Annotated in this window: 25 protein-coding genes; 7 read left to right on the forward strand and 18 right to left on the reverse strand. The window is 35.5% G+C overall.

What is annotated here, in order from left to right; all coding sequences use genetic code 11:
• Nucleotides 1-37 precede the first annotated feature (37 nt).
• The 4 genes from WAK64_RS08115 to WAK64_RS08130 form a co-directional block, all read right to left on the reverse strand.
• Nucleotides 38-949: an ABC transporter permease gene (locus WAK64_RS08115; protein WP_336586459.1), complete on the reverse strand. Its 912-nt coding sequence runs from the start codon at nucleotides 947-949 to the stop codon at nucleotides 38-40.
• Nucleotides 930-1850, reverse strand: coding sequence for an ABC transporter permease subunit (locus WAK64_RS08120; RefSeq protein WP_336586460.1), 921 nt, complete (start codon nucleotides 1848-1850; stop codon nucleotides 930-932). Before WAK64_RS08120 ends, WAK64_RS08115 begins: the two co-directional genes overlap by 20 nt.
• A 105-nt stretch (nucleotides 1851-1955) precedes the next feature.
• Nucleotides 1956-2426, reverse strand: coding sequence for a GNAT family N-acetyltransferase (locus tag WAK64_RS08125; protein ID WP_419465913.1), 471 nt, complete (start codon nucleotides 2424-2426; stop codon nucleotides 1956-1958).
• A gap of 217 nt (nucleotides 2427-2643) precedes the next feature.
• The gene (locus tag WAK64_RS08130) at nucleotides 2644-3984 is read right to left on the reverse strand and encodes a Vps62-related protein (protein ID WP_336586462.1); all 1341 of its coding nucleotides are present in this window, start codon (nucleotides 3982-3984) and stop codon (nucleotides 2644-2646) included.
• Between the two features lie 866 nt (nucleotides 3985-4850).
• Here WAK64_RS08130 and WAK64_RS08135 point away from each other — a divergent pair.
• Nucleotides 4851-5129 carry a phospholipase gene (locus WAK64_RS08135; RefSeq protein WP_336586463.1) on the forward strand — a complete coding sequence of 93 codons (279 nt, stop codon included), beginning with the start codon at nucleotides 4851-4853 and terminating at the stop codon, nucleotides 5127-5129.
• 69 nt (nucleotides 5130-5198) lie between these two features.
• Here WAK64_RS08135 and WAK64_RS22395 read toward each other — a convergent pair whose 3' ends face one another.
• Nucleotides 5199-6440 (reverse strand): CAP domain-containing protein, encoded by a 1242-nt coding sequence (locus WAK64_RS22395; protein WP_419465914.1) that lies wholly within the window; start codon nucleotides 6438-6440, stop codon nucleotides 5199-5201.
• Nucleotides 6441-6626: 186 nt separating this feature from the next.
• Here WAK64_RS22395 and WAK64_RS08145 point away from each other — a divergent pair, with 186 nt between their 5' ends.
• The 3 genes from WAK64_RS08145 to WAK64_RS08155 all read left to right on the forward strand — a co-directional run bounded on the left by WAK64_RS08145 (nucleotide 6627) and on the right by WAK64_RS08155 (nucleotide 8676).
• Nucleotides 6627-6809, forward strand: coding sequence for a hypothetical protein (locus WAK64_RS08145; RefSeq protein ID WP_336586464.1), 183 nt, complete (start codon nucleotides 6627-6629; stop codon nucleotides 6807-6809).
• 164 nt (nucleotides 6810-6973) lie between these two features.
• The gene (locus WAK64_RS08150) at nucleotides 6974-7627 is read left to right on the forward strand and encodes an MtnX-like HAD-IB family phosphatase (RefSeq protein WP_336586465.1); all 654 of its coding nucleotides are present in this window, start codon (nucleotides 6974-6976) and stop codon (nucleotides 7625-7627) included.
• Entirely contained in the window at nucleotides 7624-8676 is a 1053-nt protein-coding gene (locus WAK64_RS08155; RefSeq protein ID WP_336586466.1) for an iron-containing alcohol dehydrogenase family protein, read from the forward strand. The genes WAK64_RS08150 and WAK64_RS08155 overlap by 4 nt, the downstream gene beginning before the upstream one ends.
• Nucleotides 8677-8832: 156 nt before the next feature.
• Here the strand turns inward: WAK64_RS08155 and WAK64_RS08160 are convergent, their stop codons facing one another.
• The 9 genes from WAK64_RS08160 to WAK64_RS08200 all read right to left on the reverse strand — a co-directional run bounded on the left by WAK64_RS08160 (nucleotide 8833) and on the right by WAK64_RS08200 (nucleotide 16620).
• A complete protein-coding gene (locus WAK64_RS08160; protein WP_336586467.1) occupies nucleotides 8833-9657 on the reverse strand; it encodes an alpha/beta fold hydrolase in 825 nt (274 codons plus the stop codon).
• A 155-nt stretch (nucleotides 9658-9812) separates the two neighbouring features.
• Nucleotides 9813-10736 carry a right-handed parallel beta-helix repeat-containing protein gene (locus tag WAK64_RS08165; RefSeq protein ID WP_336586468.1) on the reverse strand — a complete coding sequence of 308 codons (924 nt, stop codon included), beginning with the start codon at nucleotides 10734-10736 and terminating at the stop codon, nucleotides 9813-9815.
• 322 nt (nucleotides 10737-11058) lie between these two features.
• Nucleotides 11059-11253, reverse strand: coding sequence for a DUF4083 domain-containing protein (locus tag WAK64_RS08170; protein WP_419465917.1), 195 nt, complete (start codon nucleotides 11251-11253; stop codon nucleotides 11059-11061).
• A 167-nt stretch (nucleotides 11254-11420) separates the two neighbouring features.
• The gene (locus WAK64_RS08175) at nucleotides 11421-11906 is read right to left on the reverse strand and encodes a hypothetical protein (protein ID WP_336586470.1); all 486 of its coding nucleotides are present in this window, start codon (nucleotides 11904-11906) and stop codon (nucleotides 11421-11423) included.
• A 489-nt stretch (nucleotides 11907-12395) separates the two neighbouring features.
• Nucleotides 12396-13088 (reverse strand): phosphatase PAP2 family protein, encoded by a 693-nt coding sequence (locus tag WAK64_RS08180; RefSeq protein ID WP_336586471.1) that lies wholly within the window; start codon nucleotides 13086-13088, stop codon nucleotides 12396-12398.
• Nucleotides 13088-14014, reverse strand: a complete 927-nt coding sequence (locus WAK64_RS08185) for a glycerophosphodiester phosphodiesterase family protein (RefSeq protein ID WP_336586472.1) — start codon at nucleotides 14012-14014, stop codon at nucleotides 13088-13090. The genes WAK64_RS08180 and WAK64_RS08185 overlap by 1 nt, the downstream gene beginning before the upstream one ends.
• A 418-nt stretch (nucleotides 14015-14432) precedes the next feature.
• Nucleotides 14433-15158, reverse strand: coding sequence for an alpha/beta fold hydrolase (locus WAK64_RS08190; RefSeq protein ID WP_419465915.1), 726 nt, complete (start codon nucleotides 15156-15158; stop codon nucleotides 14433-14435).
• 142 nt (nucleotides 15159-15300) lie between these two features.
• On the reverse strand, nucleotides 15301-15720 hold the full coding sequence (locus WAK64_RS08195; RefSeq protein ID WP_336586524.1) for a VOC family protein: 420 nt from the start codon (nucleotides 15718-15720) through the stop codon (nucleotides 15301-15303).
• Between the two features lie 399 nt (nucleotides 15721-16119).
• Nucleotides 16120-16620: a GNAT family N-acetyltransferase gene (locus WAK64_RS08200; protein WP_336586473.1), complete on the reverse strand. Its 501-nt coding sequence runs from the start codon at nucleotides 16618-16620 to the stop codon at nucleotides 16120-16122.
• Nucleotides 16621-16733: 113 nt separating this feature from the next.
• Here WAK64_RS08200 and pdxR point away from each other — a divergent pair, with 113 nt between their 5' ends.
• On the forward strand, nucleotides 16734-18158 hold the full coding sequence (gene pdxR, locus WAK64_RS08205; protein WP_336586474.1) for a MocR-like pyridoxine biosynthesis transcription factor PdxR: 1425 nt from the start codon (nucleotides 16734-16736) through the stop codon (nucleotides 18156-18158).
• A 565-nt stretch (nucleotides 18159-18723) separates the two neighbouring features.
• Here pdxR and WAK64_RS08210 read toward each other — a convergent pair.
• The 3 genes from WAK64_RS08210 to WAK64_RS08220 form a co-directional block, all read right to left on the reverse strand.
• Nucleotides 18724-19068 carry a DUF6176 family protein gene (locus WAK64_RS08210; RefSeq protein ID WP_336586525.1) on the reverse strand — a complete coding sequence of 115 codons (345 nt, stop codon included), beginning with the start codon at nucleotides 19066-19068 and terminating at the stop codon, nucleotides 18724-18726.
• Between the two features lie 22 nt (nucleotides 19069-19090).
• A complete protein-coding gene (locus tag WAK64_RS08215) occupies nucleotides 19091-21421 on the reverse strand; it encodes a UvrD-helicase domain-containing protein (RefSeq protein WP_336586475.1) in 2331 nt (776 codons plus the stop codon).
• A gap of 136 nt (nucleotides 21422-21557) precedes the next feature.
• Nucleotides 21558-22043 (reverse strand): GNAT family N-acetyltransferase, encoded by a 486-nt coding sequence (locus tag WAK64_RS08220; RefSeq protein ID WP_336586476.1) that lies wholly within the window; start codon nucleotides 22041-22043, stop codon nucleotides 21558-21560.
• A 368-nt stretch (nucleotides 22044-22411) separates the two neighbouring features.
• On the opposite strand from WAK64_RS08220, the gene WAK64_RS08225 reads away from it, so the two are divergent.
• The gene (locus WAK64_RS08225; RefSeq protein WP_336586477.1) at nucleotides 22412-22651 is read left to right on the forward strand and encodes a hypothetical protein; all 240 of its coding nucleotides are present in this window, start codon (nucleotides 22412-22414) and stop codon (nucleotides 22649-22651) included.
• 51 nt (nucleotides 22652-22702) lie between these two features.
• The gene (locus WAK64_RS08230; protein WP_336586478.1) at nucleotides 22703-24217 is read left to right on the forward strand and encodes a right-handed parallel beta-helix repeat-containing protein; all 1515 of its coding nucleotides are present in this window, start codon (nucleotides 22703-22705) and stop codon (nucleotides 24215-24217) included.
• An 89-nt stretch (nucleotides 24218-24306) separates the two neighbouring features.
• Here WAK64_RS08230 and WAK64_RS08235 read toward each other — a convergent pair whose 3' ends face one another.
• Nucleotides 24307-24891 (reverse strand): HAD-IA family hydrolase, encoded by a 585-nt coding sequence (locus tag WAK64_RS08235; RefSeq protein ID WP_336586479.1) that lies wholly within the window; start codon nucleotides 24889-24891, stop codon nucleotides 24307-24309.
• Nucleotides 24892-24967: the final 76 nt, after the last annotated feature.

The following is a 24967-nucleotide window of genomic DNA, read 5'->3' on the forward strand; positions in this document are numbered from 1 at the left end:
AAAAAGCCGAAGTTTGTTCACAAACTTCGGCTTTTTACTAGACATTCATGTTGTTTAACTGTTTAATTGGTGTTATTGGTTTATTTACATTTAGAGCCGTTGATTTTCTCACCATATACTCTTGGTCCATACAATCTCTTACGCCGTTTGACATAAAGGTAATTGCTACGATAAGTAAGGTATAAAGTAATACTGGAAAGAATATTATCCATGGGGACAACATGAGTTGATAATAATTTTCCCCAATAAAATGGCCCCACCCAGGAATTTTAAAGCCTAACACCGTTATATGCAACATTATCGTTAATACTTGAATCATTTGTCCACTTAACATTAAAAATAATTTCCCTCTTATACTAGGGATGACATGTTTAAATATTATTCTTCTTTTCCTTGCACCTAACACCTTGGAACTTTGAATATAATCATTTTGAAGCGCAAGCCAAACCTCTTTCCCAATTAACTGAGACAAAGGAAGAATTCCGACTCCAATAAAAACAAAGGCGACAAAATACCAATGAGCACTACTATTCATCGTATCATTAACTATATATCGCGAACTAAATAGCAAGATCAATGCTAGTAACGTTGCTGGGACGAAATTATACCCTTCTATGACCATATCTAACCATCTTACCCTTTTATAAAATACGCCATAAAGGAAACCGAGAAGAATTGAAATCAACATTCTTGCAAAGGTAATAAACAAGGCTAATTTAATTGTTGGGATCGTGTTAGCCAGTTGAAGGTTAAATAAGTCTTCTCCAGTCGCAGTTCCAAAAGGGTGTTCCCATGAAGGCGGTGAAGGTTTGTCCATCCATGACTCAGAAGAAGCATCTACATGATCTGATTTAATATATTCGGTATTTACAATACTAGTCAGTAGCAAAAGGAATAATATAAAAAAACCAAACAGAAAGGAACCATTTCTAAATAGCTTTTTGATCATAAATGACAACTCCTTTCGGCAACAAAGCATTGATAGTTAAGAAGATAATCGCCAACGGGAACGTTAACATTAAGACACCTGTTGCAATAATTTCATACGTTGGATGATTGGTCATGAACTTTAATAATCCATAAATATTAAACATAAATTCGAGAATAATCATGTTTGAGAGCAGGAATAAATACATATACTTCAAGTTGTAAAAAAAGGAATAGAGTATATTCGGCAGTATATGTCTGATCAAGATATACAGCTTATTTAACCCTTTCGCTACACCCAATTCAACGTATGGTTTTCCAAGCTCATTTTCAAACATTAAAAGTGATTGTTTATACAGGTAAATTAATGGAACAATAGAAAGTGATATAATCGGCAGCAAATACGTTTTTTGACTGTTTAGAGAAAAGGGCTCTGCGACTAATATATTCGTATGTTTATATATCCAAATAACACCAAGTTGAATGGCAAAGATGACGAAGATATCTGGGAGAGCTTCAAGGAAAATGACTACTTGTTTTAAAAGTTTCTGAACGGTATTCGGCAAATAAAACGTCAAGATGGTAAACATAATAGCAAGCGTTAATGAGACAAATAAAGCGGAAAATAAAAGAGTAAGTGTATAGGTATACGATTCAACTATGTAGGGGAAAATCTTTCTTTCAACCGTTGTACCTTCTGCTATGTAGGTAATATTTTGCCAATTGAACAGTTGAGATACAGTCTCGGTAATTTTGTTAAAAAAATGACCGGGAAAAAAGCCTAATTCATATTGAGTGAACGTGATAAAATCGTCTGAAAAGGGAATATCTTTATAGAGCAATGCTGGAATATGGCAAAATGCTACTACACTTACAATGATGATGAATAGATTTAGTAGTATTTTGATGATTTTTTTAACCATTTTTTCTCCTTTCTATTTCACATCATAAAAATATGTTACTAGTAGTATTTAAAAAAAGCTTGCTAGAAAAGGATGAGAATAAATCATCAGGTTGTCTATTCCACTTCAAATTATCTTTTTAAATAAAACTCGTCCTTGATTTGTACCGTCATAATTTGTATGTACTGAAACGTCATCTACTTCCTCATCCCCTTTTACTACATCGAACCCCATTTTACGGTGGTAAGCAATCGATCCTTTGTTTACGGGTGACGTGACACAACGGATTGTATTTCTTCCCATCCCTCTCACTTTTTCAAAGAATGTAGTATACAAGGTATTTCCAACTGATACACCTCTATGCTTTGGGTGGACACCGACAAAATGAATATACGCTTCTTTTTCATGAGATTGTGACACAAAGCCAATCAAAAACCCAATTATTTCACCATCCTTTTCGGCTATGAAGCTAGTATCGGTGAAATGTTCGAAAAACAATCTTGGTAGCATATCCGCCATTTGCCTCCCTCCCCACCATTCATTGATCAATGGAGAAATTTGTACGTAATCCTCCCTTTGTACGTGCCGAATATTCAAAAATATTCCCCTTTCTTTCATTTTTTAGTTTTTACGAAAATATGCTTCTTAATTAAGTGTATAGTCTAAGGGAATATATGTCATTATCTAAATGAAATTTAAATATGATTTGTTAATTATTCTGATTATGCTAGGTATTTGCTCTATAACATAACAAAACACCTGACTATTTCTAGCCAGGCATTTCGTCATCGTTCCTAGATAGCTTGCTGCAAAATTATTCTTGGCGTAATTCTGGAGCTGATACGAGTACACTACCTGTATCGAATTCATATCCTACTGGATAGATCGTTGTACGAATCCAATCAGCTGCTTCATCAAAAACTTCCGAAACGGTGTAATATGCCCATTCATTCGTTACTTCAACACTCACCATAGCGTCATTATCTCCGTTACCGCCATTTAAATTATTTTGACTACGTAAACGAAGAGTGACCGTTTGAGGGGACGAATCGTCAGCTGCTTTTAACCATACTCCAAATGTATACGTGTTTCCATTCGGATCAAAATTGAGAGTTTTATTAATATAGTCCCTCGTATCAATTCCAGATCCTACTACTTCAAAGATGCTAGTCCCCTCTCGATCTACTTCTAGAACTGGATTAAACGTGGTATTTGTTGAAAGATTATAATTTGAAATATCTAACGCAAATACTGTAGGAGATTTCCCGACAAGAGACCATGAGTTCACTTCACCTTTAGCTAAAATTCTACGACCATCTTCTTTTAACTCAGCACGTTTTAGAAACCATTCGACAGTTGAAGGAAAATACTGTTCGTTACTTTGCATATAAACCCTTGGAGCATATTGTTTCGCATATGTGTATGCCAACGCTACATTATTTTCTCCTAAATTTGTAATTTGACTATTTTGGGTAGCATCTGTAATATCTCTAAACCAGCCTTTTGAAACGGAGAATTTTGGACTATCCGGACAACTAAATCCACAAGAATCACTAGCATCAACAGAACCACTTGAACCCCATCTTCCATCAAAATCCATCCAAGGTGTGTTGTCATCATTAATAATAATAAAGTTCTCATCTGCGATATCCCATAATAACCCTTTATTTGTATAGTCATTCCCAAAGCCAAATAATCTTGAATGCTTTCCTGAAGTCCAATAATTTGCATGACTATGTTCCGCCGAATAGATGACCGGTCGGTTTTGCTCATACTCAAACTTGTTTGGATTCGTCCAGTCATGCTCTCCTCCATGTGCAGATGGACGAATACTTTCAATTTCACCTGTTCTTTTATTAATTTTTAGTTTTACACCTTCCCAATCCCCTGCATGAGAACCGCTAGGAAAAAGACCCGCTCCTCCTATATTCCCATTATAAGGATAGAAAAATCTGTAATTCAAGCCTATATAATCATCATACTCAAGGACCTGCACATATGATTTGGCAGAATCTAAATCTCCGGGACGATCCGAGCTAGAAATTTTAAGGTATTGATTGGCGCCAACTGCGTCAACAGTATTCATTCCAATCAATGAAATAAATAATAACGTAAACATAATACTAAACAAGTGTAGCTTTTTTCTCCATAACATTCCCAACAGCTCCCTTTTTCTATTGACCATCATCATGCTGTTTGTTCATGAGAAGATTCTTCGAAATCAGACATTTACCTATTTCGAATATTTACACAACTTTTTTTCATAAAACGGAAAATGTTCATTTGAATCAATTTAATCATTATGTATTACGGTAAAAGGTCCTCTTTAGATGTTCTTAAAATTTGGTTTTGCTGAAAAATTTATTTGACTATTACACCTCCTCTTCATTAATTATTTAAAAATTCAAATAATTAATATTTTTCATACTTTTCATAATATAGTTTTTTTAGTAATCTAGCAACCCTTGTTATTCATCCAATACGTGAGAGTAGAAAAGAAAGGAGTTGGTAGATACCTGTGAATTTTTTTAAAAGTTTCCATGTTCCATAAGAAATCTGTAGCAATAATGAGGGAATTAAGATGGTATATTTCAGAAGCTTAGTGCGGTAATATTTATTGATCGTCAAGAAAAGAATCAAACAAGAATTCGAAATCCTGTCGCCTTTTTATGATTTATAATTATTTGCGTTGAAAACAGTTAAAAAAGTTATTAATGATACGAATTCTAGAGCATTTGCTCTTGGCATTTGCTCTTGGCCTTTTAATCTTCAAATTGCTGTATGAACAAAGTTTGAAACGGTAGCATTTTCTACGAATTTTGCTCATGACAAACAAACCTTTCTCCATTTCATGATTGAGAGGAAGAAAAGATAAATACAAATTACATTAACTCTATGCTTGATTGTTCTTGCTATCTTTACCTAGCTTTCGGGTTACTATTTAGATGAGGGGTCGTCCAATCTTTTTTCTATCTAGATGCATAAAATACTATACATTACTAAACGTCAGGGGGTCATTGTATGAGGCACAGAAACTCGCGAATAAGACGGGGTTTTTGTTTTCCAGGGTATCGTTGGTGTGGACCTGGATGCAGTGGACCAGATAATCCAGTAAATACAGTAGATGCAGCTTGTATGGCACATGACCTCTGTTATCGTCGCCATGGTAAATCTTGCAAATGCGATCTTGAATTTATGCATCGACTAGAGCGTGTTATTGACCGTAACTCTCGTAAAGGAAGGGACGCCCTTCTTATGTACCGGTTTATGAAGCTTCAAACACAATTCACTTGTAGATAAATGGAAAACTGTATTTATTACACCAATGGAATTGGAAGAGAATCCTAAAAAGGATTCTCTTCTCCAATTTTACTTTCCAACAAACATTTGTGTCCAGTAATGACCACTATCCGTGTATCCTACCCCTATATGCGTAAAGTTTCTGCTTAAGATGTTTCTTCGGTGTCCCTCACTGTTCATCCAAGCCTTTACGACCTCTTCAGGTGTTGGTTGGCCTTTGGCAATGTTTTCACCCGCTGCCCTATACGTTACACCGTGATTTCTTATCATATCAAATGGTGAACCGTACGTAGGACTCGTATGTGAGAAATAATTGTTTTTCTTCATATCCTCTGATTTTACACGTGCCACATTGCTTAATTCTGGGTACGCCTTTAAGTCTGGTAACCCATTTTTTCTTCTCTCTTCGTTCGTTAAATTAATTACTTTTTGCTCAATATCACTAATGCCTGCTTGTGGAGCAGCAGCATTCGGTTTTTCTGGTTCTGTTGTCCCTGCCTGAGGTGTCTGTGGTTTCGGTGCTTCTGTTGCTCCTGGTTGAGTTGCTTCCGGTTTTGGTGTCTCTGTTGCTCCTGGCTGAGTTGCTTCCGGTTTTGGTGTCTCTGTTGCTCCTGGTTGAGTTGCTTCTGGTTTTGGCGTCTCTGTTACTCCTGGTTTAGGAGCCCCTGGTGCTGGAGCAGGTATTCCTGCTATTCGTTGCTGCTCTAAAGCTCTTCTAACTTCTTCTCTTAAGTTAGGAGCTACTTTATCTAAAGCCGCTCTTCCTTGTTCGATTATTTTATTCCTATCTGCCTCGTTTAGCACATAATATTTATACTTTGCATCTTGCACTTTAATAGCTACCGTATGCGGATATTTACTGCTTGGTGTATTTGTATAGTCAGCCGAGATTGCAATCATATCATCTCTTCGATCATTTGCACGGAACTCATTGGCCATTCTTCTTACGTTTCGTCTTACATCATTGGTAAATTCATTTACGTCTTTTCTTAGTTCTTCACCAGTCGTATTACGATTAATTCTTGTATATTCATCACGCGGAGCTCTTTCATCTATTCTTCCGTATTCATTACGTCGTACCTTTTCATTTTGCGTAATTCTTTGATATTCATTTGTATATCTATCCACTCTTTTATTTTGATTAATTGGCGTTGTGACATCTCGGTCATATCGCGTCATATCCCCTCTGTAATTCACGTCAATCGGTGCATTGTTAGGGTAATCACGACGTTCCATTGCCGTATCATTATTATTACATGCTGCAAGTAACAGCATGGAAAGTGAAAACATAATAAATTTCAAGTGATTCAAATCAAATACCTCCTTTTAAGTGTTTTGGTGTTACTGTAGTATTTTCGACATTTTTTTAAGAACTATGGTTGGTAATTTAGAGGAAAAATGTCATGAAGTGCTTTCTTCCCTTTCTTTTATTGCTCGTGACTTCCCAAATTGAAATGCTGTCATACAATGTAAGGAATAATGGAAAGGAGTGCTAAAATGTACAATCAAACACCATACGCTCGTCACCAAGATCAACGATTAATCGTTCCCTTTTTATTTGGGTTCGGAAGACCTGGGTTCGGCTATGGCTATGGAAGACCGTTTTATGGCTATGGTTATGGTTACGGAAGACCTGGGTTTGGCTATGGAAGACCGCCATTTGGTTATGGCTATTACTAGAAAAATTCTCTAATAACCTTTATATATCAGGAAAACATAAAAGAGTGGTACTTTTTTAACGCACGATAAACGTGCGTTTTTTGTTTTTCTCGAGGAACTTTGTTAATATAACAATTAATTTTTGTTACAATCTTCTTATGGCTTTATAAAAGGAGGAAAAAAAGTTGAAAAAATGGGCATTTGTTTCTGATTTTGATGGAACAATATCAAATAAAGATTTCTATTGGATTGTCATTGAAAAGTATTTTCCAGAGGGTAGAGAACTGTACGATAAATGGAAAGCAAACGAGATAAAGGATATCGATTTTTTAAGTACTGTCTTTACTTCAATCCATCAAGCGGAAGAAAAGATTATTACTGATATTCACGACATTCCCATTGATTCGTATGTACCAAAATTTATTCAACATGTTCAAAATCAAGGTGGGGATTTTTATATACTAAGTGCAGGGACCGATTATTACATCGAACATCTGCTGAAGAAATACTCAATTGAAAACGTAAAGATTTTTTCTAACAAAGGGGAGTTTAAAGAAAAGAACGTACATTTAACAATTGACCCAGAGCATCGACACTACTCAGAGCGCTATGGAATCGATAAAACGAAGGTAATCCAAGAATTAAAAAAATCGTACGATAAAGTATACTTTATTGGTGACAGTGAGCCAGACTCTCATCCTGCAAAATACGCTGATGTCACTTTTGCTAAAGATGCTTTACAAGAGCTTTTACGAGAAAAAAATATCCCATTTGTGCCCGTCACAACCTTTCGTGAGGTGGAGGACTATTTAATTAACAACGGGGAACTTCAGAAATGAATCAACCCGTCACCAGTATTCCCATTCCCGCCATTTTAGAAATAAGTCATGGTTCAATTGAAAGATTACATGAAATATTAGCTCGACAACCATTTTCTAATGCTGTTATCTTATTGGATGATTTTTCCGAGAGTATTTTAACTGAAAAAATCAGAAAAACTCTTCCCAAAACCATCGATTATTTTACCCTTTCAGCTGATTTGGATGTTGAAGGACTTGTAAAGGAAGCATTTCGATTGCCAAGATATGATGTAGTGATTGCAATGGGAGGAGGGCGAATCGTAGACTTCGGGAAATACATAGCTTTTGTTAGAAGGAGCCCTTTTATTAGCATTCCTACATCTGCTTCAAATGATGGATTTGCGAGCAGTAACTGTTCGTTAGTTGTGAACGGTAAAAAAACAACGGTACCTGCTAAAGTACCGTACGGAATTATTGTGGATTTATCTATTGTCCAAACAGCCCCAACACCCTTTATTTTAGCTGGTATTGGTGACTTAGTTTCGAATATTACTGCACTTTATGATTGGGAATTTGAAGACCGTAGTGGGAAGGCTACCGTTAATGCGTTCGCACATATGATTAGTAAAAAAGCCGTAAATAGCTTTATTCGAACACCGATGAACGATATAAAGGCACCTATATTCTTAAAGGAGCTTATTAGCTCACTCACAATGGGTGGAATTTCTACAGCCATAAGTGGCAACAGTGCACCAATTAGTGGATCAGAGCATTTAATTTCCCATGCCCTTGAAAAAATCAGCAAAAAACCTGAAATGCATGGAATACAAGTAGGAGTTGCGACGTACATAATGGTCCATGTGCAAAACCATCGAATCGATCGAATCAAAAAGATATTTGAACGTACAGGCTTTTTTAATTATGTTCAAACGCTTCAGCTTAAAAAAGAAGAATACAGACAAGCCATTGAAATGGCACCGAGTATAAAACCAAATCGTTATACGTATATACATGATCCTACCTATCGTCAAAAAGCACTTACGCTTCTTGACGAAGATCCACAATTACAGAAGATATTTTCCTCATAATGTTTAAATGAAAATCGAACCTGTTCGACTCACGACAGGTTCGATTCTCTAAAGACCGCCTTGATTGTAATTAATTCCCTTTTGTAAAGCTCATGAAAGACAAATGGCCTTCTTATAAGAAGCGCTAGTGCTCTGTTTGTCATATCATCAGACCCTCTAAACCTCCATACGATTTTCTGTTACTCTATTTAACCAATCGTGTATGAGAGTATCAAATATTTCTCTTTGTTCGATTTGTAAATTATGGCCTGCTTCATCTACAATAGCATAGGTCGCACGCGGAAACTGATCAATTAGGTCAAGCGCATCCTTATAGCCAACAACCGAATCTTGCTTTCCTAATAAAAAAATAGCCGGAAATTCGTACATCATTTGGGTAACAGGAAACGTGAAACTATATTGTTTTGCAATCTTTTGTAAAAACGGTTCATCCGCTAGTTGACAGCCTGCCTTAATCTCATTTTTATATCGATTCCAGCTATATTCGTTAAGAATGACCAAATCTCGACTAAATTCCTCCCTTTCCTCCATGGTCAATTGTTTTAAAAAGCGTTCATCTTTATAGACAATGGAATGTGGTGGAAGTGTTCTATCACTAGCATTCGGAACGACGACGGGACAAATAAAGGCAGCTCCACGCACCCTTTCTCCTCTTTTAGCTAATACCCCCTTCGTTAGATATCCTCCATATGATTCACCGACAATAAGAAAGGGTTGATCTTGAATCATTGTATCGATAAACCCGATTACGATATCTAATATCTCCTCAGCGTTTTTTAAATGATGATAATGACCCGTTTTCCCCATACCTGGTAGATCAATGTAAATTCTTTGAAACCCCTTTCGAATTGAAAAAATCGGTTCCATACATCCTTTCATTAATTTCATATCAGGCGTAAAGCCATGAATCATTAAAATGGGAATTCCTTCCCCATGAATTTCATAATGAACGTTTACTTGATGAACAAGACAAAATGGCACTACTATCCCCCCTAATAATAGAACATATATTCTATTTTATCATATTATGGTAGTTTTTCCGATAAATTCTCTCTATTCAGTTAGAATGATTGGCCTCTATTTCGCAAAAGGCTATTTTGAATATGTAAAAAAACTCCTTATTTAAAGGAGTTTTATCATGTACATAATCCAATTGGAAAACTATTATCACATATATTTCCATCAAATGTATTATCAGTCGAAGCATTCCCTATAGCTTGAATATCAAAAGGGTTATTTAGCTTCAATTTATTAAAACGAATCGAACTATCTGTTGCTCCGTTTTGAATAAAAATGCCAGAACCGAGTCCTGAAATTCCGTTTTTACGAACGATATTTACATCAAGTACGTTCTCAGTTGTTGCTGATTCAATTTGTATCCCACTAGAGTTATTATTGCATGCGAAATTATTCATCAAATTATTGTTATTATGATTCGTTCCGATTAAAAATCCGCGATTATTGTTTTTGAACGATTGATTATTAAATAGAATATTTTCATTTTCATTGACAAAAAATCCATCTTCATTATTTTTCGCACTATTCGAGGTGAGCTTATTATTCATTGCACTTATTCTATAGCCTTTGTCCCCATTTCGAAAACTTTGACAATTCATTGTGTAATTACGAACAGAACCTGCGAAATCAAATCCATCTTCAGTATTAAAGGAAGCAATACAGTCGATTGTCAAGTTACGATCTCCAGCTAGTTGAAAACCATCTACTACGGGACCCGTATTAAAGCTTGACTCTATTTGCTTGAAAAAATTATTGTTCGAAAGTACTAGAAGTCCATTTTCCCCTGAAAAACCTTGTATGGTCATCTTTTCTAATGTGGTTCGATCTGCATTAACGACTACTCCACCCATATTCACAATGGCGGGTGTTCCCGTAATAATGGTTTTGCCAACGCCACAACCAAAAATCTTCAATCTCGGTTTATCCACTTCGAAACCATCAAATGTACCTGCTAATATTTGAATTGAATCTCCTGGATCTGCGTTATTGATTGCAGCCTGTATCGTTGGGTTAGCGGGTGTTGGTACAACACGTATAGTCATAGTTATTTCCCTCCCTTCTGTTCGTTCGGTTACTAGATTATATGCAAAGAAAGAAGGGAATGCTTGTACGAATAACTAGGTGAACAAAATCCTTCAGATCGTAGCGGGTAGTCTTTAAAAGGTACTAATTTGCTATACTTACTACTAATAAACGATCTATTCTTGTGAACTTTTACATTCTCTCCATACTAATGACATGTACAGAGACCACCATAAGGTTTGAAAAGGAAGAAACGTTTCATTCGAGACTCAACAATTGGAACAAATGTGGCAAAAAATCAAACCATCCACCTGTTACCATGCTATCGCTTCCAGAGTTTCATTAAGAATTTCTATCATTTTCAAGTAAATCTATGATTTTATCAAGTTTCTTTTCAATCTCAACTATTTGATTATTTTTAACAGAAGAGTTGACCTTTAATCTGCGGATATAAAGCGTGAAGGAAAAAACGAATAAAACTATAAGTCCAATCACAATGCCCAAATACACAACTGAAGCTAAATGAAAATGTTCCATCATACAATACCTTCTCTCCATTTTTATATCACATTACCATATTATACTCACACTAAATGGTACCCTAGTTGTGCTAAGATGAGAAACACATAATGTTTGTTTTATTCAACGTGTTATTCTCATGTAATAAGTAATTAATAGATAAATTTTTTAATAGCAAGGCGATTTTATTTTTTTGCCTTTGCCTTCGCCTCCCTTACGGACGAGACGCTAGCAAGAAACAACACTACATCATCTGTTTGTTTCCCATCCAATTCACACCCTTTGACTACAGTCACTATTTCCATCGTGATAGGGCCTTTACATGTATAATCTCCAGTCGCTTGACCATATTTATTATAATGATTTTGAAACAAATACAATTGATTTTCATAGGAAAGCTGATTAACCACTCCGTTATTACTATCTACATCAAAAATACTAATTGTCAATTCTGTAGCTTCACCCGCCTCAGCTTTTCGTTGAAACTGATTTAATTGCTCTAAATTATGTACCTTCTGTTGACCAGGTATGATTCCTTGCATACTGCTTGTTAGATTTCTTATAACGATATCGTCATTTTCAAGGGCCTTCTCCTCTGTGTAACTAGACTCCGGAGAGCAACCGACCAACAATAAGATACATAAAAATATAATTGAAAAACTTTTTTTCATTATTCATTCCCCTTCATGAATTTTTCTTCCATCTTTAATACGTTTGAAGATTTAGAAAGATTCAATTTTCTGTCTAAATAGTGTCACCACATCATTTATGGAGGAACTTTATTGAAAGGCGATCGACTTGAGATGCATAACAAACCTTCTAATATAAAATAGAGTATCGGCGACTTAAGAGGTCGATTCCTAAAGGATTACTCTCCCTACCCTTCCCTTCAAGTAAAGGTTTCTTTCCGGATACACTCTTTTTAAAATACTACCATTAAACAACAATCACTCATATACCTTTCGTAATCTCAGTCACATCTAGACAATTGAAAGTTGTACAATCATCATAATCGAATCTACTCGTGACAAAAAAATACCCCTTTGGATAACCAAAGGAGAATATTTTTTAATAGATAACCGCAGAAATGGTAAGTAACTCCTTTACTTTCAATCAAGAAATAAGAAACAGATGAAATTTCTCATTTGTCAGAAGGTTCATTACTTAACTAATCGTCGATTACTTACTATGTTCGATAGCCATTGATTCAAATAAATCGCCACAATTAGTAACGTCATTCCCATCATGTGACCCGCAATGATATCTGTTGGATAATGAGCAGACAAGATTACTCGGCTAATTCCTAATAAGATAATCATAAGAATACCGCAAAATCCGATAATGTATTTAGTAGTCAAGGATTTACACTTTGTAACAATCAAATAGGTAGCTAATCCATAGGCTAATAACCCTGTCATAGCATGGCCACTAGGAAAGCTATACCCAATTGCCTCAATAGCAGAATTTATTGAAGGACGTTCTCGTTGAAAGAAATCTTTAAGAAATTTGTTTAACTCATTTGTCAAAATCACCAATGTTACGAGAAGGAATGCTCCACTAAAATCACGATATTTAATGGTTAGTAGAGCAAACATTACAATAAGAAAGATGGTAACACCAGGTGTTGACCCAAACCAAGTTATAATGCTAAATAGCTCAAAGATAAAGGTTTGAGGTTCTACGACAAAGACCTGTCTCAATACAGTGTCTAAACCGACCTTAGTATCTTTGACAATGTTTGCAATAATTGTAAAGGTTACTAAGAGAACAGTGCATAATGCTACCACAGCGAAGTGAAAAATGACGGGTTTTTTCGGTTTCTGTGTCGTCTGAGTGTTTAGGTTCATGTCCATCAGTTTTCTCCTTTTTGTTGTAAGAAATATAATGCTATATTGGGATAATCAGTCATAATACCGTCAGCACCTTGTTCAAATAAATAATTCATTTCATCTACATCGTTAATTGTCCAGTAGTGAATCGCCATATTTCTTTCATGAGCCGCATCGATTAATCTCTTCGTTGATAAATCAAAAATACTGGATTGTGTTGGTAGCTGAAGTGCTTTTTCTTTTAACGGATACAGATTACCTAAAAATAATTTATGAAGAATAACGAAATTCTCCGATACTCCTCCAGAAGTGCTTATCGCAACTTCCCCATTCGTTTTCTCATAAAAATATTCAGATACTTCATCATAGAATGATACGATTAACACTTTTTCTACCATATTATACTCATAAATGATTTCTGAAAGCTTGTCAGCTAATTTAGGGTCATTCGCTTTCATTTCAATGACCATCGGTAAGTGCCCAAATTGTTCAAAAACCTCTGAAACTGTAGGAATGGTTACCCCTTGTCCTCGATATGGAAAATCCCCTTCAGGTCCAACAAAGTGATAACCTGCATCTAAGGCTTGTAGCTCCTTAACCGTAAAATCTGAAACGTTCCCTTTTCCATTTGTCGTTCGATCAATATTTTTGTCATGCATCAAAACAACTTGATCATCCTTTGACAGTTGAACATCAAACTCTAACACATCAACACCAAGAGAATCAGATAACGCAAAAGCGGTCAACGTATTTTCTGGTGCAATACCCCCTCCTCCACGGTGAGCAATAATTAATGGAGCTTCCTCAGATCGAAGGAATGGATTATTGCTGTGGGTTTTTACTGGAAGTATTTGAATTAAAATAAACAGTAGTATGATAGCGAACAATCCTACTAGAATTCGCCTGGGCCACCTTCTTTTTCGTTTTTCAGTATTTGTAACGATTTCCACCTAATCTCCCCCTGCTGATATTCTATTAGTTTATAAAAGTAGATTATGACTAATTAAATAAAACGTAAAAAAGTATTATAGTTATATTAATATTCAACTTTTTAACCGTACATAAAGTGTAAATATACCTTACATTTTTTCTAGTGACAAGGTGAAAAAGCGTAAATTTATTTTCTTCTATACATTTTTGCTATTGAATATTTTACATAATTATTCTTTTTAAATAGATATTAGTACAAATATCGTCCTAATAATCTATCAAAAAAACTAGCATAGTCGAAAACGCTTACATTTATGTCATACAAAGTGCTGTTTAATATGCCATCAGCACTAGAGCTGGAACCGTATACTCATAAAAAAAATTTATTAATTAATAAACTGAATACCATTTTATCATTATGTATGTGTAATACTTCTCTTAAGCATCCTTCACCAAGCGCTTAATTGCGTCAATAACTATATTTGGTTCATCCTTCTGAATAAAATGACCACTTTCATTTGCTATAACGAGCTGCCCATTTGTTGAAATTCCTACTAGCTCCGCCTGCATTTCATTCCACAACTCTTGCGCTTCGACTGTGTAATGGTCTTTTTTACCTGCACATAAAACCATTAAAGGTATATCTAATGTTGTTTTATTCTCTCCTACAGTTCGTAAACTTTCCATGAATTCATCATAATTACTTTCATGTATAAACTGTTGATGGTAGGCTACTTGAAATTCATTCGACATAATTGGAAGAAATCTTTCCTTATACTCTTCAGGTGTTGAATCCACTAACAATAGTCCTGCTACATCATCAGGATACTTTGTTGCAAATAATCGAATATTTATTCCTCCAAAAGAATGACCAACAAGTATGATAGGTGTGTCAACATTCAATATCGTAAGCAACTCTTTTAATTCCTTAACCATTTCTTGACTTGTTCGCCTATTTCGACTTTTCTCACTTCTCCCTAGCCCTGCCCGATCATACACGACCACTTCTGTTAGTTGAGATACTTCCGTAACGACCTGATCCCATGACTTTGAATAATCTCCGTACCCAGCATCCATGACGACGGTTGGTTTATCTTTTTTCTGGCCGTAAATTTTTGTAAATAATTTCACATCACGTAATTGTACAAATAATTCTTTTTCCACTCTACCCATTCCTTCAATTATTAAATTAATGCCCAATATCATACTACTTGAATTGTCATAATTATGTCACACTTTACGAATTCAATCAATTGTACCAAAAAATAAAACTCCACCTTTAGGTGGAATTTCATTTATGTCCGTTTTATTGGGAGGTAAAATATTTTTCTTTAAATGTCTGGCTGAGTTCACTCCAAACATCAAATTTATTTCTATCTAAGTCATAAAACACAAAGTTTCTTCCCACATGACCTCTATTTTCAATCTCCCCTACTTGGATGCCTTGCTGTGAAAAGCGCGCATGGATAGACTGTAAAGCTTTCAAACCATCTACTTCAAACGTCAGCGAAAACCACTCAGTCCCATTATCGTCTACAAAATTGGCACTTTGATCCTCTTCCGACTTTACAAGAAATATACTTTGGTTGGCTATATTTAAAATCGCTTTGTCTTGATCTTGATAGCTAAGCTCTGCCTCTAACTTCGTTACATACCACTCAGCTGAACGTTTTACATCTGTAACAGGAATATAATTCGTTCCGACACGCGTTAATTGTTCTTTCACCGTATTGCTATGCCCCCTTCCATTTTCTACATGACTATATTCGATAAATCGATACAATCCCCTTTTTTTAACATAAGATTTTTATATTTTTATATTTTTCTATTTACCTAGTAAAAGGTTTATCCATGCAGCAAGGGGGCTTGCAGTTCTATTTCACTACTTGAAGCCGTAGGCCGCTTACTTGTGGAGCTACACCAAACACTTGCACATTTAAACTATATACTTGCGACGAATCCATCTTTAGAATTTTTAAATCCATCTTTATAATCGCTTAATATCCGTTTGTTCGATACGTTTTCTTAACTGTATTTCTCCAGCTAATCAAACTGCTAGAATTAGTAAATTTCTTAATTTCTTTCAGTGAAAACCAATCTCCAAATACCACTTGAAGCAAACATTTCACAAGGATAAAGATAACAGATGCTGTATTCCTTTCGGCCCCATTCGAGTCATCCCTTTATCAACAAATCCACATTTACTATACAAGTTGAGGGCTGCAAGATTTCTGGCATTGACAGCTAAGGAAACTTCATTAATTCCTAAAAAATGTTCCTCTACGTACATGCTTAGTTGTAAAAGTGCCAGTTTGGCATATCCTTTATTTTGTTCTTTTTGATTAATCAAGAATGCGCGAAGAATGAGTGAACAACTATTTTTTGTATAATCCGTTCGTTCCTCGCCGTCGTAAAGAATAAAAAATCCTACTGGCACTTCATTAGCCAATATAACGACTGGGTGTCTGTGTTGATCATCCAGAGCAAGAGGTAACGAGCTTTTTGGCAATCTCGTATACTGTAACTGTTCTTCAGGAAGGGAGAATTGATCCAGAATATTTCTATGACATTGCTGATAGGTAGACAATCTAACGGAAACTTTCTTTTCAATGATTTGTGTAGACATAACCTGCTCCTTTTCTTAACTTTTTTATGTATAATTAAATTAACAACATTTTGACATGCTCAAAAGGGACAGATTAATAATATTTTACCAGGTCAGATGTGGAGAGTGATGATGTGGACCTCATTATGGTATTGAACGAACAAATAAATATTCCCCTATATCAACAATTGTATGAAGGAATTAAAAAAGCAATAAATGAAGGTACATTGACACCTGGAACTAAACTACCTTCAGTTAGGCGGATGGCACAGTCACACAATATTAGTAAGATGACGGTTGAATCTGGGTATCAACAGCTATTAGCTGAAGGTTACATTGAAAGTCGTGCCCGTAGTGGATTTTATGTGATAGAGATTGACAATCTAGATGAACTAAATTCCAATCACAAATTAGTTTATAACTATCCAAATGAAGTACCCCTGCATCCGCAAGATTCCATTTTGTACAATTTTCATGGTTCTGAAATCGATATGTCTACCTTCCCCCTCAGAATTTGGCGTAGATGTATGAATGAAGCGATGGATAATTACAATAACAACCTTGCCTTTTATGGCGATCCTCAAGGAGAGTACGATTTAAGGTTTGAGATTGCTAATTATCTTCAACAATCTAGAACGGTTAATTGTGTACCTGAACAGATTATTGTAGGAAGTGGTTTGCAACAGACCCTTTCTTTCTTATGCTTACTTCTTTGTAAAGACGGCACTAGGATTGCCTGGGAAGATCCCGGTTACGGTGACGCTAGATCCGTGTGCACAGACCATGGATGGGACGTAGTTCCCATTTCACTAGCGGAAGACGGGATAAATATTGACGAATTAAGGAATAGTCACGCAAACGCGGTACTTGTAACTCCTGCGCATCAATATCCTTATGGCATGACTATGCCAATTGGAAAACGAATAAAATTACTTGAGTGGGCGAGACAAACTGGAAGTGTCATCATAGAAGAGGACTATGATGGGGAATTTCGGTATGGAATTAAACCTATTCCTTCCCTTCAAGGAATGGACACGCACAGTTCAGTAATTTACATAGGCAACTTCTCTAAAGCATTTTCTCCGGCAATGCGGATGAACTACATGGTACTACCTATTCGTCTACTACGTCGCTATCATGAACTTAAACTAAACAAATATCCTTCACCAGTTTCTCGGATTCAACAACGGGCCATGCAAATATTTATGCAAAAAGGACATTGGGATAAGCACGTTCGTAAAATGCGGACAGTCTATGCAAAGAAGCAAGCAGTGCTTATAGAAGCGTTAAATAAGTATATGGGCGATCGGATTCGTATCATGGGGGAATCAGCAGGTTTGCACCTGATAATTGAAGTCGATATTAGAAAAACACAATGCGACCTAATAAAGGAAGCATTCATTCATGGGGTAAAGGTATATCCAGTTGAACGAGGTCAATTACAGGAAAACATTAACTCTCAGGCGGGGCCAAGAATATTACTAGGATTCGGAGGATTAAGTCCATCACAAATTAATGACGGAGTTATGCTCATTGCACAAGCGTGGTTTAGAGACTAGAATAACTGACTAATTATCCATTACGCTTGGTTAAATAACCAAGCGTCTTTTATTGTTAAACTATTTGACCACCTAGCTTAAAATGTAAATCTTTTTACATTTTAAGCTAGTCTATATTGTAAAAATTTCCATATAAATTGACTCTTTTCGATGGACAGGTTACATTTTATTAGACAAAAAAAGAAAGATAGAATGAACTTAATGAATGAAATGCAGACATCCTACGGTCTTACTTACTATCCTTTCAGAAGCTCATTCAAAGAGGTGGATATATAAATCTTCGTCAAGGAAATGAACTAAATAAAAGCACTATACATAATGAATTGCTAAAATATGTATAGTGCTTTTCAATAAGAAATCCAACTGTTCAGATTCCCTTGAAACAATATTTTTTAGTTGAATTTTTCATATGTTGCCTCGCATTCCTTAATAAATTGCTTTAGCTCTTATATACTAGATGAAAGAAAAAGTGGGTTATAAAATCCTTCTGTGTATTCTATTGCTTCCATAAGCACGAAAACTGCTATAAGTGGCTATTCAAAAATTTTCAGTCAACTCTCTCAGGCTAAACCATTTGTTTGATTAAGTCTTTAGGAATCATAACAACCTCAGTTGTAATCTCGCTCGTATGGTATTCTTCATCAATACATTCAATCCAATACGCAATATGCTGTTTATCGATTTCATGATGAGACTCTTCAACAGAAATACCATTTTCTCCTTGCACACTATACCAATAGAGATACTCGCCCGTTTCTTCCTTCTCTCTGAAAATGGTTTCAATATACATTTTCTCGTCCTTAAGAGTAAGAAGAACATCGTCCATATGCTCATTTAATAAATCCATCCACTCCGTTACTTTTTCCTCTTTTCCCTCTTTCACTCGAAATTTACTTAATTCAACATTCAACAAGATGTTCCTCCTTCAATGCCTACACTCGTACTTGTACTTTTCGTTCTTTTTTTATCATCTGTTCTCGGCATAATGGACATTGTTTTAGCTGTTCATTCGATGTTATTTTCATCCAGCCTTTGCAAGCATCATTTACACAGTCCCATACTAATAGTTTTTCCCACTTTTTCTTCAGGTTTACAATCACTTGCGGTTTTGAGCTTCCGCTACGTTGCTCAATCTCTTTTATATCTGTAAACGGTTCTCGTATAAACCGAGAGACCGTTATTTTCTCCCCACGATAATAGGCTGGTGATGATACATATAGTTCATCCTTTGCTCGTGTAATCGCAACATACGCAAGTCTTCGCTCCTCTTCAATCGCTTGAAGAACCACATTTTCATCTTCCTGCTTGCCTTTTGTTAGGACCATATCTTTCCGGTTATCGGCATCTAACGCAGAGCTGTGAGGTAAAATCGTATCGGATGCACCGATTAAAAACACAACTGGGAATTCCAACCCTTTTGATTTGTGAATCGTCATGAGTGAAACTGCATTAATCGCATCACTTCTTCTGTTTTCTTCCATCTCATTATTCTTTTCAATAATATCATCTACAAACGAAATAAATTGGGCAATCGTCTCAAAGTGAGCGGCGGAAGCTTCAAGCTCCGCTAGTGTCTCTTTCACTACTTCTTTATGAAGAGTTAAACTCTTCCGATCATCCGTTTCGATATATTTATCATAAAAGCTACGAATCTTTCGAATGGCCTGTTTTGGTTTTAACATTGTTAACGAATGCAACAAGGTAATTCGTTCGGCCAGTTGCTTTTTCTGAAATGGCTTTAGCTTAGGCATGTTGAGTAAATGCTCGAGTAAATGTGTTTTTGGATAAAAGAGTTCTTCTTCTTCAATAAAACGATAGGCAGAATCCCTTTGTAAGTACATGGTCGGTAATATATTTTTTATTGCCTCTGAATTTTTTCCATTTAAGGCCACTCTCAAGTAATCTAATACTGGCTTTACGATTGATTGCTCATAAAAGCTATCCCCTCTACTATATGAAACAAAGGGTATTTCCTGAAGCACAAGCTGTTCAAAAATCGCACGACTATTGCTTATCGTTCTATGTAAGATAGCAAAATCTTTATACGACCTCTTTCCAGCAGCTACTTCTTCTTTTATAAAATCAATAACGGATTTTGCTTCATCATCTGTTGTATTTGGGCGAGCAAATAAAGGGTGATAGTCATTTGTTATCGTAGCTTTTAACTCCTTTTTATGCCGAACCGTATTTCCGTTAATGACTTCATTAGCAAGTGAAAGAATGCTTCTAGAGGAGCGATAGTTTATATCTAAATGAATCACTCTCGTATTCTCATAATCACCCTGAAATCCTAATATAATGGAACGATCAGCGCCATTAAAGGAATAAATTGTTTGGTCATCATCGCCAACGACAAAGAGATTTTGTTGTGGCTTCGCTAACAATTTCGTTAGCTCATATTGTAACGGATTCGTATCTTGCCACTCATCACATAATATATAATGAAAACGAGCTTGAAGTTTTGCTAATAATTCGGGGTTCTTCTTTAATAACAAATACGATTCTAACAGCATGTCGTCAAAATCAATGAAATGATTTTTTTGCTTCCATCGTTCATATTTCGTAAAAATTTCTTTCATTTCTTTTTCAACGACCGTACTCGCTGGAATTTCATCAAGCGTTATGATCTGGTTTTTGTAATGAGAATGCAAAGATAAAATCGTTTCTGGTTCGTATGCATCCTGTAGCTTCATTTCTTTTAAGATAATTTTCAATGCAGTATGCTTATATTTTTCACTCGATAAAATAGATTGTGTATAACCTTGCCATTTTAATATAGACAAAAAGATCGAATGGAATGTACCTGCCGTTAAATCACGAATCATTGCTCGTGAGATGCCCGGTAAACTTTCCATTCGTTGCTTCATTTCATTCGCGGCTTTTTTTGTAAAAGTCAGTAGTAATATATTCTTTGGATTTATTTTCTTTACAGACATTAAATAGCCTGCTCTCGAAATCAATACTCTGGTCTTGCCACTACCTGCCCCTGCAAGGACCAGCGCAGGCCCATCGCCATGTCGTACGGCATCTATTTGACCTTGATTTAGGAAAACTCCGTTATTTTCAAGCGCTCTAAAATAAAATGAATCTTGCTCATCCGCTAAAACGAGCTGTTTAGATGTTTCTGAACTTGCCAATAAAGCTTGATGCTGAAGTTCCTTTGTCGCACCTTCAGGTCGTGATTGATACGTATATCGTTGACCATTGTTCTGAGGAGGCTGATTGGCTTGTTTTGAATGGACCGTTAGCTGAGAGCTATCCACAGTTCAAGTCCCCCTTTTTTCTCTATTCATTCTTCCATAGTAACAGATTCTTTCTTTATTTGTTGAGAAAAATATCCTAACACTGAAGCAGGATAAACTCAACAAGGACTCTATTTCATCCTTCAAGATAATAGATTCAATTTCCCCTCTTGCCTTCTAAATTTAACTCCCAGCATTCTTCGATTAGTTTTTTGTTAGATAGGAATCGAGCTCGTGACTCTATTAATTGAAAACCATTTTTTTCATAGAGTCGTCTAGCTGTAATAAGTTCACGATTTGTCCAAAGAATGATGGTTTCGTAGCCCATTTCCTTACAATAGTCAATTGCTATTTTGATGAGCTGCTGTCCATAGCCTGCCCCTCTTACCTTTTGTTCAATAAGAAATAAACCTAATTGAGCTGTCTTATCATTAACATTCTTAATACTAATGGATCCATATTGCTTTCCTTCCAATTCTACAATCCATATATTTTCTCGCTTATGACCTCGCTCAATAAACCCTTGGACACTCGTTGCAATAAAATTGCGAAACGATTCATCGTATTGAAACTCTTTATGATATTGATCGTAATGTGAATGAATGATGTAATCAGCATCCTTTACAGTATATGTACGAATCATCTACTCACCTTTTCTATTAAATTTAAACATTCTTACTATCTATTCTATCACGTGAAATGCAATGAATAGATTTAAATAACATAGCTATTATATTTTTTAAAATGATAACGAAAATGGACACTTCCTTACCAAGCCCTCTTGTGAGTAATAAAATTATATTTACTCCTCCACAAGATGCAATGTCATTTGTATATCCCACTTGAATTTAATGATAAAAATGAATGATTAGCCCTTCATTATATATGAAAAAAAGTGGTATTCCGTTGTAATAACGGATGTATTTCACCATTCGTTTAAAGTTCCTCTCATGAATGTGATGACGCTACATATAGTTTATAGAATAAGTTTGTTTGAAGGAAATGAAGAGAGTGGGAGATGAACAGTCAAAGTCATGTCATTCAGTTACAGGCGCTGGTATCTCAATAGGGTTCTTTTCATTGGGCCTCTTTATTGTTATGGCTACTTCATTAGTATTAGTCGCATTATTTTGGAGTATAACGGCCATCATTGTGTTAATTTTTAGTGGCTTTTTCGTTCTTGTTGCTTTGTTTATGATTTGGAAATTGGTGTTTGAGTGTGGATTAAAGCGCCGCAATAAGAAAAGTTAAAATGGGCAATAAGCCTTTTTTCATTAACGCAAAGAGACAGGTGGTGAAGAAGTGATAAAGACACCGTTTCCTCACAAGAAAGTCACGATTTTCTTTCTTTCATCTCTCATCGTTTTCATTGTCCTTTTTGTAATCGGGATTGTTCTATTCCAGCAAAAGGTTCTTATTGTTGGCCAAGGATTTCAATTTACAATGATTCAAGATGCTGTAGATTCATCCGATGACGGCGACATTATTTTAGTCACTGACTCCTTGAGTCCGTATGATGAAGCTGTGAAGGTCGGCCCAGGAAAAACTGGACTTAAATTAATTGGCATTGGAAAACCGATTATTGATGGGACTCTTCAAGGGTTTGATAATGGGATTACCGTCACAGAATCCTCTAAAATTACAATTCGAGGATTTGTGATTCAAAACTTTGAGCGAGAAGCTTTTATGCTTACGACTGGGAACGGTATTTACTTAGATCAATCTTCTAAAAATAGTGTTGTAAAAAATGATTTGTTAGAAAACGAATCAAATGGAATTTTTGTTGATAACAATTCTTTCAATAATCTTATTAAGCAAAACTTAACAGGAGAGAACTTTATCGACGGAATTCAGTTAGATAACAATTCTAATACAAACATCGTTCTTAAAAATATAATTACGCTAAACGAAGGTGATGGGTTGGATAGTGACAATTCTTTGCGTAACTTTTTAATTGGGAATGAAGTCAATAATCAGGTAGATGACGGATTCGACATTGATGATTCATTTAACCACATTATTTTAGGAAATATAGCGAAGGAGAATGGGGACGAAGGATTCGATATAGAGGATTCTAGTGATAATCTCTTCACTGCAAATAAGGTGATAAGAAATTTGAATGATGGATTTGAAATGGATGAAGATACCTTTAATAACTTGATATTAGGTAATCTAATTTTGGATAATGGTCTTAGTGAAGAAGATAGAGGACATGGGATATTCTTTGAGGATGAAACGGCCTTTAACAACGTGATTGGCAATAAAATAATAGGCAGTACAGATGATGCGATTCTAATCGACTCAGAATCGCATAACCACTTTATCTTTGGTAACCTAATTAAAAATAATGTAGGAGACGGGATTTTAATGGATGATGGGGATAATGGACAAGGTCCTTCATTTCTGAACACAATCATAAACAATTTTGTAATTGGAAATACAGGGGATGGAATTGAAATCAATCAGGACTCTTTTCGCAATACAGTCAAACGGAATAAGGTTAAACGGAATGGAGAAAATGGGATTAAGTTAGATACACAATCGAATAATAATAGCGTTACGAAGAATATCGTCATTAAGAATACGTTAAATGGGATCGATTCAATTGGAGCGACGTTAAATACGATCGAATTAAATAGAGTATTCAACAATCGAATGAATGGGATCTTCCTTGATGTTAATTCTACACAAAATGAAATTTTATTTAATCAAGTATTTTTTAATACGGACACAGATATTGTTGATGAAGACAATAACTTCTTTGAAGGGAACAAGTGTGGAACATCCTTTGGGGTCAATGTGGATTGCGGAAATTAATTATGGTCGTAATGGGTATAGAACAAAATAACCACCCTCCTTTTTAGAGAAGGAATGGTTATTTTGTTTTATTTTCAATGACGATAAAGTCAACTTCCAAACGTTGATTTTCTTGTGTTCATTACCTCAACAAATTCAGCATAATCCGATATATTATATGTAGCAATTTCATTTGGATGCTGAAACAAACAAGTAGCTAAGCCTAATTCCTTTCCAGGTAATATATCTAGTTCTCTATCGCCAATGACTAAATCTAATTGATGTCTTTGATGTAAATATTTATATGCTTGTGGATGAGGCTTTCTTGGAAAGCCATCATCACTTGTAACAATTTCCTCAAAATAATTGTCCCAGCCATAGTATTGTAGGATCGACATAACCCCTTCTCGATCCTTATGTGTCATGATAACATTCTTAGTAGCAAGCTGTAAAATTTCCTCTACCTTTTCAAAAGGCTGGATATCACCTGGAGATAGCTCGCTTTCTAGTTTAGCGATTTCTTTCATTTGTTTATCGCTCAGCTTGTAATACTCAATAGCGTGAGAAAAGGAAATTTTCAACTTCTGATAAACCTCTTTTTCATCGACTTTTCCTCCAAGTACCGTTGACACAATCTTCGTATAAGCTGGATATGTATCGAATAGTGTTCCATCAAAATCCCATAATATATTCACAGGAAGACACCCTTTCTGGCTGATATTTTTTAACCTTAACAAATTGTAATAATAGCATTGGCTGTAATGAAAAGTG

Source organism: Bacillus spongiae (assembly GCF_037120725.1).
Classification (GTDB): domain Bacteria; phylum Bacillota; class Bacilli; order Bacillales; family Bacillaceae_K; genus Bacillus_CI; species Bacillus_CI spongiae.